At 37.7% G+C, this 14369-nt stretch carries 15 protein-coding genes and 1 pseudogene; 6 read left to right on the top strand and 10 right to left on the bottom strand.

Annotated features, from left to right (window positions below; translation table 11 throughout):
- The 6 genes and pseudogenes from CCY97_RS06720 to CCY97_RS06700 all read right to left on the bottom strand — a co-directional run.
- Positions 1-1695 (bottom strand): annotated as a pseudogene (locus CCY97_RS06720) (class I SAM-dependent DNA methyltransferase); the annotation flags it as partial.
- A gap of 30 nt (positions 1696-1725) precedes the next feature.
- The gene (locus tag CCY97_RS06715) at positions 1726-2250 is read right to left on the bottom strand and encodes an agmatine deiminase family protein (protein WP_258457081.1); all 525 of its coding nucleotides are present in this window, start codon (positions 2248-2250) and stop codon (positions 1726-1728) included.
- Entirely contained in the window at positions 2187-2597 is a 411-nt protein-coding gene (locus CCY97_RS08150; protein ID WP_146744519.1) for a hypothetical protein, read from the bottom strand. Before CCY97_RS08150 ends, CCY97_RS06715 begins: the two co-directional genes overlap by 64 nt.
- Before the next feature lie 347 nt (positions 2598-2944).
- Positions 2945-4291: a tRNA (N6-isopentenyl adenosine(37)-C2)-methylthiotransferase MiaB gene (gene miaB, locus CCY97_RS06710; RefSeq protein WP_112064707.1), complete on the bottom strand. Its 1347-nt coding sequence runs from the start codon at positions 4289-4291 to the stop codon at positions 2945-2947.
- An 11-nt stretch (positions 4292-4302) separates the two neighbouring features.
- Positions 4303-4554 carry an HP0268 family nuclease gene (locus CCY97_RS06705; RefSeq protein WP_112064706.1) on the bottom strand — a complete coding sequence of 84 codons (252 nt, stop codon included), beginning with the start codon at positions 4552-4554 and terminating at the stop codon, positions 4303-4305.
- A gap of 162 nt (positions 4555-4716) precedes the next feature.
- Positions 4717-5214 (bottom strand): flavodoxin, encoded by a 498-nt coding sequence (locus CCY97_RS06700; protein WP_112064705.1) that lies wholly within the window; start codon positions 5212-5214, stop codon positions 4717-4719.
- 345 nt (positions 5215-5559) lie between these two features.
- Here CCY97_RS06700 and CCY97_RS06695 point away from each other — a divergent pair, with 345 nt between their 5' ends.
- From CCY97_RS06695 to rnhA, 6 genes are read left to right on the top strand one after another with little or no spacing between them, the layout of a single operon-like run.
- Entirely contained in the window at positions 5560-6987 is a 1428-nt protein-coding gene (locus CCY97_RS06695) for a Do family serine endopeptidase (protein WP_112064704.1), read from the top strand.
- 34 nt (positions 6988-7021) lie between these two features.
- The gene (locus CCY97_RS06690) at positions 7022-7855 is read left to right on the top strand and encodes a protein-glutamate O-methyltransferase CheR (protein WP_112064703.1); all 834 of its coding nucleotides are present in this window, start codon (positions 7022-7024) and stop codon (positions 7853-7855) included.
- 9 nt (positions 7856-7864) lie between these two features.
- On the top strand, positions 7865-8536 hold the full coding sequence (locus CCY97_RS06685) for a CheB methylesterase domain-containing protein (protein ID WP_112064702.1): 672 nt from the start codon (positions 7865-7867) through the stop codon (positions 8534-8536).
- Positions 8537-8547: 11 nt separating this feature from the next.
- Positions 8548-9387, top strand: a complete 840-nt coding sequence (locus tag CCY97_RS06680) for a peptidylprolyl isomerase (RefSeq protein WP_112064701.1) — start codon at positions 8548-8550, stop codon at positions 9385-9387.
- A gap of 1 nt (position 9388) precedes the next feature.
- Entirely contained in the window at positions 9389-10444 is a 1056-nt protein-coding gene (locus tag CCY97_RS06675) for a tetratricopeptide repeat protein (protein WP_112064700.1), read from the top strand.
- On the top strand, positions 10419-10838 hold the full coding sequence (gene rnhA / locus CCY97_RS06670) for a ribonuclease HI (protein ID WP_112064699.1): 420 nt from the start codon (positions 10419-10421) through the stop codon (positions 10836-10838). Before CCY97_RS06675 ends, rnhA begins: the two co-directional genes overlap by 26 nt.
- Positions 10839-10934: 96 nt before the next feature.
- Here rnhA and CCY97_RS06665 read toward each other — a convergent pair whose 3' ends face one another.
- The 4 genes from CCY97_RS06665 to flgG form a co-directional block, all read right to left on the bottom strand.
- Positions 10935-11528: a thiamine phosphate synthase gene (locus tag CCY97_RS06665; RefSeq protein ID WP_112064698.1), complete on the bottom strand. Its 594-nt coding sequence runs from the start codon at positions 11526-11528 to the stop codon at positions 10935-10937.
- 14 nt (positions 11529-11542) lie between these two features.
- Positions 11543-12247 carry a F0F1 ATP synthase subunit A gene (locus CCY97_RS06660; protein ID WP_258457079.1) on the bottom strand — a complete coding sequence of 235 codons (705 nt, stop codon included), beginning with the start codon at positions 12245-12247 and terminating at the stop codon, positions 11543-11545.
- Positions 12248-12350: 103 nt separating this feature from the next.
- Positions 12351-13427: an LptF/LptG family permease gene (locus CCY97_RS06655; protein WP_112064696.1), complete on the bottom strand. Its 1077-nt coding sequence runs from the start codon at positions 13425-13427 to the stop codon at positions 12351-12353.
- A 67-nt stretch (positions 13428-13494) separates the two neighbouring features.
- On the bottom strand, positions 13495-14283 hold the full coding sequence (gene flgG / locus CCY97_RS06650; protein WP_112064695.1) for a flagellar basal-body rod protein FlgG: 789 nt from the start codon (positions 14281-14283) through the stop codon (positions 13495-13497).
- Between the last annotated feature and the right edge of the window lie 86 nt (positions 14284-14369).

Raw genomic sequence — 14369 nt, 5'->3', positions numbered from 1 at the left:
AGAATCTTGTAGCACAATCTCATCGTTTTCTAGGCGTAGTTGTATGTCTTTTAGGCGTTCAAAGTTTTCATCACAAAGGATTTTTAGGTGGAATTTTAGCTCTATCATATTGTTTAGCATAGAAACGAGGAAATGTCCGCTTCCTACGCTTGGATCGCATACTTTTATGGAATCAAATATTTCATTTGCTTCTTTGTAGCCATCAGGTGAATCTGTGAGTTTATCTAGTCTTAGTTTTAGGGATTGTAAATCTTTGCAATTCCAATTTTTAGCGGTGTTAAACTTCTGTATCACGACTTGCTGCAGGGATTGCTTACACATATAGTTTGTAATAAAGCTTGGCGTGTAGAAACTGCCTTCCTTGTAGCCATTGAGCTTTTCAAAGACTAGCCCTAAAACAGCGGCGTTGATAAGTTTGTCGTGGTTTATTTTGACATTGTCTTGTATATCTTTTGGGGTGGTGGTGAAGTCATAAGCGTTTAGGAAATAAAAGAGATATTCTAAAAGTGGCAGGGGCTTTTTGGTGTCTTTGAGGATTGATTTTTTATAAAGTGCTAATGGCTTTGAATCTAAAAGCTTGATTTCTTTGCCTTGCTTTTCAAGCTCGGTTTTGTCAAATAGGCTTGAGTTCAGGTAAGGGATAGAATCTAGCTCTTTTGGTATGCTTTTGCGGACATTTTCTCTAAGTGCGAGAATCTCAAAAAAGAGTGTGTTTAGTTTGGCAAAGCTTTCTATCACACTTGAATCCAAAAAGGGCTTTGGGATATGTTTGAAGCTTAGCAGCATAGATTCTAACAAACGCAAGAATAAAAGGCGGTTATTCCATGTGATGATAAGCTCAAATATGCTCTCAAAATCTCGCACGCAATCTAGCCCTAAATTTTCTCTTATCGCGTAGCTTAGGGTGTTTGGCGTGTCGCTAAGTTTGATGAGTTTGTTGGCGCCATCTTTTGTTTCTTCTAATCCCAAGATATATAGTAGCTCTTCATAGAAGTTTTGGTTTAGCACATTGCTATCGATGTGGGTTTTGTAGCCAAGTAGTATATGTGGGCTAAAGACTTGATATAGCAAGACAGGCTCGGTGTCTTTAATCCCAAAATGTGTAAAAGTCATCTCCATATCAAGTGTGCTTAGGATTTCTTGGGCTTTTTGATAGAATTTTTTTGTGCTTGTGTCGTTGCCTTGCTTTTTGTCGACATTTTTGTAGGCTTTTTGCAATTCTTTGTTTTGGGAGAGTTTCTCAAACTCCTTGGCACTGATGAGATAAAAAGATTCTACATTGCATAAGAGGATACATTTGAGGTTGTTATTTCCCTCGTTTTGTTCTCTCATATAATACAGCAGGGCTTCATACAAGGCTTTGGAATCTAGGGATTGGGTGCTTTTGGGGAATTCGCTTTTGTTGGCTATGGATTTGACTTCAAAAAATGTCTTGACTTCATCATCTTCGTATATGGCAAGATCGATTTTGTGTTTTGTGTTGATTTTTGGGTAGCTAAATGCTTGTTTTAAAAAATCTGCAATAAGGTTCTTTTGAAATTCCTCACTCTCGCTTGTATCTTGCGCGGTGTGTTTGTGGCATTGGGCTAAAAAATGATCTAAGTGTTCTTTAAATGTGTTAAGGGATTGTGTCGTGGGGTTTGGTAATGTATATGTGTGTAAAAATTCTTGCAATGGCTTAGAAATGTAGTGCATACGCCTCCTTTGTGGTATGTAATGTGTAGCTTAGTATATCTGCATAGTTGTGCAATGCAAACTGCCATGCCATTTAATGAGGGTCTTTGCAGGGACTCCTATTACGCGATGATGTGGCAGTGCGTCTTGGAGAATATGTAGGGCTTTTTTGTCATTTTTTTTGTCTCCATAGATTGGCACAAGTAGCCCACCATTGACAAACAAAAAGTTTGCATAACTCGCAGGCAAGCGTTCTTTTTTGTGATATATGGGTTTAGGAAATGGTAATGCGATAAGCTTAAATGGCTTAATGTTTTGATTGTTTTGGCATATCGTAAGTGGGGCAAAATCTCGCGCCCACACATCATTGCTTCGCACATCAAGGATTTGTAAGGTCCCATTTTTGATTTCTTTTTTGCACGATGAAAGCACGAATTTTTTCGCATCTTTGTCGCGTGGATCTATGCACACCCACACAGATTCAAACTCCGCTATGTGTTTGATAAATGCAATCATACATTCTTGAGCTTCCCTAAGCATAGGCTTCCAATCACTTTTTTTATGTGGGAATCCCACAAGCACGGACTTTTGCTTTTCCCATTCTGCGCGCTAAACATTTCAGCACTCTGATGCTTTTTGGCTTCAATCAACACTTCGATAGAGTCGCTATTTTTTAGTACTAAGTCGATGTTGCTGTTATTGTTACCTTGTGATTGCTCAGCGATACTGATAAAGCCTAATTTATCAAAAAGTAGCGCTTTTAGTGCGTTGGCTACGAGGTTGCGCTCAGATTCTGCTTTGTGCGTGTCGATGTAGGCGAGGTAGGATTCTAATGTGACAACAAGACTTGCGTGCAAGTCAGAATCCTTACACTCAAAATGCGAAAAATCATTCAGTGGTATTTGGCTAAATTCCAGTTTCACTTAAAACTCCTTAAAGGCTTGAGAAATTTTCTTTTGCACAAATGACAATATTAACCAAAAAGCTTCCCGTACTTGCCTACACTTGTGCACATTACAGAGCTTTTAATAATTCTTTGTTTAGGACTTTGGCTGTGTTTGATTGATTTTGCTTAAGTGATTTTTGCTACCGGCAGTATTTTTGGTAGTGATGCCACCAGATTCAAGATTGCTAATTGTAGTAGTACCACTACTATCACTTCCACTGTGATTGCTGTCATTGCTTCCGCTAATCTCCCACTTAGTATCTTTATGATGAGCTACTGCACTTGAGAGACAAAGCCGCTCATGGTTGAGACAAACTATTACTATTACAACACCTCGCCAAATAAGCTTCCGCCTTGTGTATCTGTAATACGTACTTTAAGAATTTCACCTATCTTGCGTTTGTGGCCTAAGATCTTAATAAGTCGATTTGTCCCACTTCTGCCCTCGCTCCAGCTTTCTTTCCCATCATCTCGAAAGTTTTCTATCAATACTTCCATAATCTTTCCAATCTCATTTTTGGAGCGCATACTAAGCTGTGATCTGTGCAGGGTCTGCAATCTCTCAAGCCTTTCTTTAGCCACTTTAGAATCTACAAGCTTGGAATTATCAATATTGTATGCGCTTGTATGTGGACGTGGGGAATATATAAAACTATAGAGCGTATCAAAGCCAATTTGCTTGACCACATCAAGTGTCTCTTCAAAATCTTCATCGCTTTCTTCCGGGAATCCTACGATAATATCTGTGCCAATACCTACATCGCTAATACCTGCTTTTTGTAAGAAAAAATGCAATTTCTCGATGCGTTGCAAATACCACTCTTTGCTGTATCCGCGCTTCATTGCTTTGAGTACCTTACTAGAACCGCTCTGAAGAGGCATATGAATTGACTTGCAAATTTTAGGATTATTGGCAAATTCCTCCAAAAATGCATCATTCATATGTAATGGATGGGGTGAAGTGAAGCGTAGTCTCTCAATGCCATCAATTTGACTAAGAGAGCGTAAAAGCTGCGTAAAATTGACTTTTGGATGTGGAGCGCTAAATCGCACACCATAATTATTGACATTCTGGCCTAATAAAAGCAGTTCTTTTACTCCGTTTTGGGCAAGTTTTCTTGCTTCGTTTAAAAGCAAATCTTGTGGAATTGAGATTTCTTGTCCGCGAGTGAAGGGCACAATGCAATAGCTGCATTTTTTATCGCAACCAATAGAAATATTTAGAAGTGCTTTGATTCCCATAGTTTGTCCAGATGCAAAAACATACGAGCTGTCATCATAGTTTATATCTACTTCCACAGCTTTTGGCGTGTGTAAAACTTGTGTGATTTTTGAGGTGTTGCGAGCACCGAGTACAAAGTCTACATCTGGCGATTTTTTTATGATTTCTTCGCCTAAGTGGCTAGCAGTGCAGCCACAGATACCGATTTTTGCACCTTGCTTTTTTTCTCTAGCAAACTGCCCTATTTCGCTAAAAAGCTTTCTTTCAGGCTTCTCGCGGACAGAACAGGTATTGATAAGTATGAGGTCTGCTTCTTTTGGATTGCTAGTAAGTGTGTATCTTTCTTTTTCTTGTAGTTCCGCTAGTAAATGTTGGGAATCCCTTTCATTCATTGCGCAACCTAGAGTCTCAATATAGACTCTCTTGTATTGGGGTGGGGTATGTACCATAACTGGATGTATCACACCACATAAAGCTCATAGATGTAGGTGTTGTCATCTAGTCCATAGCGCACTTCATTAAGCTGGACACGAAGTCCAGATTTCTCGAGACTAGCCTTAGCTTTTTGCATATCTTTATGTGTATTTGTACCATCTAGGTAAAAAGCGTGTTCGTTGTGTTCCTGCACTCTAGTTTTTATTTCATCAAGGCTGATTTTTGCTTCGTTCTTTTTTTTGGTGTGTAAGTCTGCTCTAGCGATTTTTAATTCCATAAGAATCTCCTCCTGAAGTTTTATAGCTAAGTGAGTTTGTGCTGTAAAAAAGTGGCTAAGTATAGCAAAAGTTTGATGTTCTTAAGGGTGGGCTTATAAAGAGTGTATTAGAGTGGAAAAGTAATGGTAGTGCTAGATTAAGAATCTAGCTGGATTAAAAACTTAAGCAAATTGTCCTTTGATTTCTGCTACCCATTTGCTGATTCTCTGATCTGTCAAATCGCTCTGGTTGTCTTCATCAAGCAATAGGCCAACCAATTTCCCATCTACAAGTGCTCGAGATTCATCAAAATCATAGCCCTTATTTTCTGTTCGTCCTATAATTTTTGCCTGCTGCACCTTTTCGTACAGATAAGATACACCATCACAGAAAGTATCTGCATAAGTATCTTGGTCACCAACACCAATAAGCGCAATAGTCTTCCCAGCAAAATCTTCTTCGCTTAAAGTGCTAAGAAAACTATCCCAATCATCTTGCAAATCACCTGCACCATAGGTTGGTGTAGCAAGGATTAGATTTATAAAACCAGTAATATCATCTTTTGAGGCTTTTGCTACATCAAAAAGCTTTGCCCCATCTCCTAACTCTTTGGCTACTTTTTCGCAAATACTTTGTGTATTTGAAGAATCGCTTCCGTAAAATATACCGACAGTACTCATAAAAACTCCTTGTAAATTTAAAAAAACTATCTCCAAGAACTCATGAAACTTATGATCTTTAAAGGTTTTTTAAAGAAGATTCCACGCTCTTTTGGCGCAGAGATTTTAGTATGTTTTAGATAATAAATTTAAGCTTATTTTTCATTATATACATTCCAAGAAAAAGCGCTACATACAAGAAAAGAACGCAAAAAGAGAGCAGATGAAACCAATGGATGATTTTCTTAAATATTTAAGAATAGGTAATAAAATAGCACCCTTTGATGTAATTTCAAACTCCATTATTCTTTAAAATCTAAAGAAAACAACAAAAAATCTTAAAATAAATTTTAAGGAGCAGTTCTTATGAGATCTCTGTATGTAACCATTCTTATGGCTTTTTTGGCAAATCTTTATGCTTTTGAATTCAAAAGCGCACCCGGTGTGAAAGAAAGAACAAACCCAACAATCTCTCAAACCACTATCCAATCTTATGCTTCAAGCCTTAGCGATGCCACAAAAGCAGTAGTAAATATCTCGACACAAAAACAAGTCGCAAACAACTTACCAAACCACCCAATGTTTGAAGACCCCTTTTTCCAGCATTTTTTTGGTGATATTTATGGGCAGATTCCTCGCGATAGAATGGAACGAAGCCTAGGAAGTGGCGTTGTGATCTCAAATGATGGCTATATCATTACAAACCACCACGTAATCGATGGTGCAGACAAGATACTCGTATCTTTTTCTGGAAGCTCGAAGGAATATACAGCCAAACTTATTGGTTCAGATTCTCGAAGTGATATTGCAGTTATCAAGGTTGATAAACCAAACACGCCAGCGATAGCAATTGCTGATAGCGACAAGCTTATGGTCGGTGATGTTGTTTTTGCTATTGGTAATCCCTTTGGTGTGGGAGAGTCTGTCACACAGGGGATAATCTCAGCTCTTAATAAAAGTGGTATTGGAATCAATGACTACGAAAACTTTATACAGACTGATGCTTCAATCAATCCTGGAAACTCTGGTGGTGCGCTTGTAGATTCCCGTGGTGCACTTATTGGTATAAATACTGCGATAATTTCTCGCACAGGGGGCAATCATGGCATAGGATTTGCGATTCCCTCTGAGATGGTTAAAAAGATTGCAAAAGAATTGATAGAAAAAGGTTCGATTAGACGCGGTTATTTGGGCGTTGGCATCCAAGATGTAAGCGATGACTTAAAGGATACATACAACCAAAAAGATGGTGCATTGCTCATTAGCATAGAGCAAGATTCTCCTGCAGCAAAAGCTGGACTTATGGTATGGGATCTCATAATAGAGGTTAATGGCAAAAAAATCTCTTCTGCCCAAGATCTCAAAAATACTATTGGGATGTTTGCACCAAAAGAGAAAGTCAATATCAAATATATTCGCGATAAGCAAGAAAAGGTAGCCCAAATCACATTAAGTGAGCTTAGCGATGGAAAACAAAGCATACAAGATTCTAAATCAAACGGACAACAAACAGACAGTGGGATCGATGGCTTGAGTCTTAGTGAGCTTAATCAAAACTTACGCCAAAAATTCAGAATTCGTAGTGATGTACAAGGTGTGGTTGTTACAGGAGTGAATAAAAATTCACTCGCACAAAAGATAGGCTTTGAAGTGGGTGATGTTATTGCGCAAGTAGAAAATATCAGCATCACAAAGCCATCTCATTTCAATGCAGCCTTAACAAAATTTAAAAACAAAAATAAAAGAATCCTCATTTATTCTCGCAATGGCACAAAGACGATCATCTTTAAATAAACATCTCAAAACAAACTATTAAGGAGAAAGTGGAATGCTGGAGTTAAATGAGCGCGGGCTAAACTTGCTACAAAATAAAATTTATGAGCTTTCTCGTATCCATATAGTTGATTCTAAAATGGCAATGATTAAAAATCGTATAGCAAAGCTCACGAAGGATATGGATTATTCAAACATAGAAGAGTTGCTCAAAGCAATTGATAAAGACAAAAAATTAGCCCAAGAATTTATCAATGTCTTTACCACCAATAAGACAGATTTTTTTCGAGAATCTTTCCATTTTGAAGACTTGCTTGATAGGGTATTGCCATCTCTTTTTGCTAAAAATAGACCAATCAAGATTTTCTGCTGTGCTTCCTCAACAGGACAAGAACCCTACTCAATCGCTTGCACTGCACTCTATGCGAAGAAAATCTATAATTCAGGTGCAAAAATTGAAATCACTGCTACAGATATTGATACAGAGGTTTTGCAAATTGCTAAGAGTGGTAAATATACTCTCAATCCAAATTTAGAAAAATGGCCAGAATGGGTCTATGATGAAATCAATGAGTTCTTTGATATTCAAGATGAAAATCCCCAGGTAAGACATCTAAGCGTAAAACAAAAGCTTAAAGAGATGATAACTTTTCGCCAACTCAATCTCTTTAATAAAACCTATCCATTTTTATCTCAGGATTTTGATGTGATTTTTTGTCGCAATGTATTAATTTACTTCAAAAAGAATGACCAGATGGAGATATTATCGCGACTTTTTGGATTATTGAAAATCAATGGAACGCTTTACCTTGGGCATTCTGAAGGATTGTATGATCTCGATGTAGAGACAGAAAAACTTGGCAGAAAAATTTTTATCAAAAAAGCTTAAGTAACAAATATGATACAGCACAACAAAATCCATCCAAAAGACCCTAAAGACGATAATCTTCGCGTAAAGCTACATCCAGATGTGCTTTTGCCCAAAAAACCATGCAAAGACCCATTGCGTCCAAAACTCATTGCAATAGGAGCAAGTACGGGTGGCGTGGATGCGTTGAGTGTGATTTTTGAGAATCTTCCGAATACCTTACCACCAATAGTTGTCGTCCAACATATTCCAAAGCTTTTTGGAACTTCTTTTGCCAAGAGATTGGATTCCCTATCAAAAGTCAAGGTCTTTGAAGTGACCGAAAAAATGTATCTGCAAAATTCTTGTGCGTATCTTGCAAGTGGTGATTCGCACATTTTATTAAACTACGAGCATAATGCCTATACAGCCCAGCCTTTTGAAGGCCCTAGAATCTCTCGACATAAGCCAAGCGTAGATATTCTGTTTCGCTCAGTGAATAATGTCGCTGGCAAAAGTGCACTTGGTATTATTCTTACAGGAATGGGTGATGATGGAAGTATAGGTATAAAGGAGCTTTTTGATAATGGCACAACCACAATAGCACAGAGCGAGCAAAGCTGTGTTGTTTTTGGTATGCCAAAAAAGGCGATAGAAGTCGGTGCAATCACGTATGTACTTGATCTTGATCAAATTATTGAAAAAATCATCAATTTTAAATAAAGGCATTATTCATGAGACATATCTTATTTGCTGCGTTTTTTTGTAATGTTTTTTTGGGTTATGTATGGGCTGAGGTGATTGCTGGAGTGGCGATTAGAGTAAATAGCCATGCTATCACAATCCAAGAAATTAAAGCTGCACAAGAGCAGTTCAAGGTCAATAAAGAGCAAGCGATTGATATGCTTATTAATGAGCGTTTGAGAGATGATGAGATTGAACGTTTTAAAATCAAAATTGATGAATTCAAAATCGATGATGAGATATCAAGAATTGCTACAAGCAATGGAATCACCAAAAGCGCCCTTATATCAAAAATCGCCAAAGAAGGCATGAGCTACCAAGCTTACCGTACTGAGCTCAAAAAGCAGCTCCAAACACGCGAACTTATGCAAAAAATCCTCGCAAGCAATGTGAGTATCACTGATGAGAACGAATTGTTTGCTTACTATAACAAGCATAAAAAAGAGTTTGATTTACCCAAATCAGTAAATGTTACGCGCTATAGTTCCAAAAGCGATGCTTTATTGCAAAGAGCGATAAAAAATCCTAAGAAAAATATTGATGGTGTGGAAAAGACTTCTGAGGAGATTTCACTGCATATTCTCAATCCACAAATAGCCCAAGTTTTCATCACAACACCAAAAAATGAATTTACACCCATACTAAATACTGGGGATGGGCTGTTTATTAGCTTCTTGATTGTAGAAAAAAAGGGCAATAAATTGATGAGTTTTGAGGAAGCCAAACCGCTTATAAATAGTCGTGTTGTGGCACAAAAAGAACAAACTATCATCAAAAATCACTTTGACAAAATGCGCTCATCTGCAAAAATCGTTTATGTAAGAAAATAATATGACCTGGTATAAGGACCCACTTTTTGGGGTTGTTGTTCTCTTTGTCGTCGTTGCTGTCGTCGGCGCGCTGGATTTTATCCGTAATAAATTGCGAGAGAAAAAGCGTTTGGATTCTATTGAGAATCTGAAAAAATCCTATGATTATCTGGGCATCAAAGATGGTGTTGAGGAGTTTTTGAATCTCAGTCCAAACCCATTGCCTACACTTGAATTCATCGCGCAAGCATATATCCAAAGTGGCAATATCCAAGAAGCTATCAAAATCTATGCAAGCATCGCTAATAATCTGACAAATCCCCAAGAAAAATCACGTATTTTGTATGCGCTAGGTATCGCGTATTTTCGCGCTGGTTTCCTACAGAGAGCAAAAAATATTTTTTTGGAAATAATCAAAAACTATCCGCGTAATCCAGAAGTCTTGGAATTTTTGTTAAAGACTTATGAAAATCTTGGGGAGTATAAAGCAGCACTTGATGCCTTATCTTGTATAGATGAGATTTGTACACAGGATAATGACAAAAAATACCTCGAGCAGATATATACAAACTCTCTGTATCTACAAGCTCTTGATGTGATTGCTGATACAAATCTGAGCTTAAGGTCCAAGTTTCATAAACTCAAAGATTTGCAATCCAAATTCCCAAAACTCCAAAAGCTCGTATTAAAATTCTATAAAGAAACCAATATTGCATTTTTTTGGCAAGAGGTATTACAGCTAGAAAATGTTGAAAATCTCATAGATATATTTTGGAAATTTAACAAAGAGGAAATTCCTCTCAATCAATTACAAAACCAAAAAATCTTAGATATTTATCGAGCAAAAGGCTATCTGGATTCTGCACCCTGCAGTAGTTTTGAATTAGAAAGCATTAGAGTCTTGCGCGAATTTTCGGACTTTAAAGCAAATCTTGTGTTTGAGTATCGCTGCAATGAGTGCAAAAATATTTTTCCATTTGAGAGTAATCGTTGCCCTAAATGCAATGAGCCTTTGAGCCTTGAAGTTATCTCTAAAGTCGTTGAGCAAAAGAATGAAATCAGTTACTCTCTATTGTGATGGTTCATCTCTTGGCAATCCAGGAGCAGGTGGATGGTGTGGAATTTTGCAATTCAAGGAGGCAAAGAAGATTCTCAGTGGCGGAGAAGCACACACAACAAATAATAGAATGGAGCTTCTTGCAGTCATAGAAAGCCTTAAAGCACTCAAAGAATCTTGCTATGTAGAGCTTTATAGCGATTCAAAATATGTGTGTGATGGCATAAATTTATGGCTAAAAAATTGGATAGCAAAGGACTTTGCGAAAGTGAAAAATCCTGATTTATGGCGTTTGTATTTGGATGTAAGCAAACCACATGTTGTGCACGCTACTTGGATACGAGGACACTCTGGTATTGCACTAAACGAAGAATGCGACAAAATCGCAAAATCACAAGCACTAAGATTTCTCTAAGCACTTCTCAAAAGTTTTATCCCAAATCAAGAATATTCAGAGAAGCCATCTACATAGAATCAAAGCCAAGAACGCTTATTTAGTGTTTATAGGATTCTAGAGAAAATATCGGATAGATGCAAAACCCTGCAAGCCATCTATGCTGCTAAGTGTGTCAATGTTTCTTTGCGAAGTTATCCCACCGAGTGCGAAAGTGCACTGACGTAATGCATAAGAGAGAGAATATAATGCCTCTATACCAAGCGCTTTGCCTTTATTTGGTGTAGCAAAGATAGGACTAAGTGTGCAGTAATGCGCACCTTGATGGAGTGCATACAAAACATCATCTTTATTGTGGGCGCTAAAGCCTAGCTTCTTGGATTTGGTAGGATTTGCTTTGTTGAAAGATTCCAAAAGACTTGCCTGTGTATTTTTAAGATGGATTCCATCAAAAGATGCGAAAATATCATATTGCAAGGCATTTTCTAAAAGAGAATCTGGCAGATTGTAAAAACATACAACCCCAGATTTTTGGCAAATAGATACAAACCTCTCTGCAAGCTTTAAGACTTCATCAAAGCATTGCATACAATCATATTGGCTGATGCGAAACATCGCAAAATCAGGCTGGAACATTTGTAAGATGAGAGGAAAGCTAGCGATATAGTCTGAAGTAATCTGTGGAGTGATAAGGTAAGACTTGAGATTCAATATAAAACGGTAGGCTAATGGTCAGAATCTACCATCACTGCCCCATGTAAATACACATAAGTGAGAATCATAAACACAAAAGCTTGTAAAAACGCCATAAAAGTCAAAATAGCAAAAGGAATGACTGGAACTACCCAAGGTGCAAGCATAAGCATTATGAGTAAGAACATATCATCACCCTTGATATTGCCAAATAAACGGAATGAAAGAGAGATGATACGCGAGAAATGCGAGATAATCTCTACAGGCAACATGAGTGGTGCAAGCCACCACACAGGACCTGCAAAGTGTTTGAAGTAATTCACAACACCTTGCGATTTGATACCTTCAAAATGGTAGTAAAAAAACACGACAAGTGCTAAAACAAGCGTGAAACTCAGACTAGATGATGGGGATTCAAAACCAGGAATGATTCCAATAAGATTTGCAAAAAGCACCATAAAACCAATTGTTGCAGCAAGAGGAAAGTATTTTCTTGCAACTTCTTCGCCTACAATGTCTCTGGAAAAGTCCACAATCCCTCTAAGCAAAGCCTCATAAATATTTTGAATCCCATTAGGAACAAGCTGCATTTTGCTGGTTGCAATTCTTGCAAACAACAAAATCAAAAGTGTAATAAGCAGGGTATAAATCCCAACAACAAAATCATGATGTGAAAGTATTCCCTCTAAAGAATGCGGATATACTAAACCTGCAAATGTAAAGACTCTATCTCCAATGTCTGCTTTTACCTCTTCCATCGTCGCTACCACCTTAAATATGGATAAATAAATGCGGGTATTATGCCTGCTATTGAGTAAAACAAAAATTAAAATATTGGGCTTAAATGAATTTTTTGTTGATTTTACGTAGAAAATACAAGCTGATTCCAACAAGCACCAAAAATGGGCTTAAAACACCAATCTCTGGTTGCAAAAGCCCACTAATGCTGAGTTCTGAAAATGAAAAAAACAGCCCCCAAATGATTAATGCCCCTATAATACAAGCAAAACTTATCAATGCGAGATTCCCATAGCGGTGGAGTGAGGGGATATAAGAGGCAATGATAAGAATACTCAAAGGCACAAAAAATGGCACGAGAATCAAACTATAAAGAATCGCACGCATTTTGGTGGAATTTGTACCTTGCTCGATAGAAATCTTTAGTGTATCCAGCGCATCGATGATAGACACAGTTGGCTTATCTTGAGAGAATGTATCAAGCACCTTTGGACGAAAACCCTTCAAAACTTCTAGCTCTCCGAGGTCTGTGCGCTCTAATGCTAACTTGCCAAGCTCCAATTCTTTGGCGATACGCAAAAAACTTGCATTTTCCAATCTCCATATGTCGTGAGAAAAAAATGCGCTCTTGGCCACATAATAGCTATGTAACTGCTTGTTTTCTAATTCGAAAATCTTAATATTTTCTGCATGTGCGCTGCCATCATCGAGTGGAAAAATCTTGCCCATAAAGATGTATTTGTTGTCAAATTTTAATAATGCATCTTGTCTGACATTTAGTACGGCTTTGTTGTTAACAATAGATTCTGCGCTTTCTTTGGCATAAGCAAATGGAGTGCAATTGAGCAAGATATGCAAACAAGTAATAAAGGTAGCAACAAACAGAATCGGTGCAATAATGCTAATCCGAGAGAATCCTAAAGCAAGTAGAGCTGTAAGCTGGTTGCTTTTCAAAAAAGTGACCAAAAACATAATAGAGCTAAGAATGAGCGAAATAGGCAGTGTGTAGCTCATGGCATACACGCAATCATAAAATAAAAAAAGAATAAAAAGATTCGCAGAATCTGGCAGGTCATCGACATACTTGAGCATATCAATCCCGACAAAAAACAACTCCAAGGCAAGAAAAATGATAAAAAAATATTTGCAATAATAGAAGGTGATAAAGCGGAAAAACATGGATGCAAATGCCCTTAATTTTGCGAAGGATTATAACCTAAGAGCGAGATTTTAGTAATGGCAAAGACTAACGTTTCAAGGTATTGACAGTTTGGAGCATTGAATCTGCTGTCTGGATACTCTTTGAATTTGCTTCGTATGCGCGTTGCCCAGTGATGAGATCTGTCATTTCTTCAACAAGTTTGACATTACTAAGTTCAATAAATCCCTGTCTGAGTTGCCCAAATCCCTCCATTCCAGGAACACCTACAATAGGCTCTCCTGAAGCATTTGTGTTGATAAAAAGATTATCCCCTAGGCTATGCAAACCAGCAGGATTAATAAAATTGACTATCTCGATTTGTCCTAAAACATTTATTTCTGTTTGATTCCCTTCTTTGACGCTTACAGTCCCATCAGTACCAATACTTATTTCTGTGGTATTTTCAGGCAGATTTATATTTGGTACAAGCAAATAGCCACTGGAATTGACAAGATTTCCTTGGTTATCAAGTTTAAAGCTTCCAGCGCGAGTATAAGCGATATTGCCATCAGGAAGTTGAATCTGGAAGAATCCATTTCCTGTAATAGCAATATCAAGATTATTTTCTGTTTCTTTTGGATGTCCTTGAGAAAACATTTTTTGCACAGAGATTGGTCTTACACCTATACCTACTTCAATCCCTGTGGGTGAGATAGTAGTCTCGCTTGTAGAAGTGCCAGCATATTGCAAGACTTGATAGAACAAATCTGCTGATTCTGAACGCTGTTTTTTGTAGCCGATTGTATTGACATTGGCGATGTTGTTTGAAGTCGTATCGATTTGGAGTTGTTGTGCAACCATACCTGTGGTGGCAGTATAAAGAGATCTCATCATGGTATCAAATCCTTAAGTCATAGCTAGTGAGTCTAAAGCAAAAGAGATTCCTTGTTTTAAGTTTCCACCTACTATAATCCCGGAGC

It is taken from the genome of Helicobacter sp. 10-6591, from assembly GCF_003288805.1.
In the GTDB taxonomy this organism is placed as follows: domain Bacteria; phylum Campylobacterota; class Campylobacteria; order Campylobacterales; family Helicobacteraceae; genus Helicobacter_F.
This window is presented reverse-complemented; position numbering and strand designations above follow the sequence as displayed.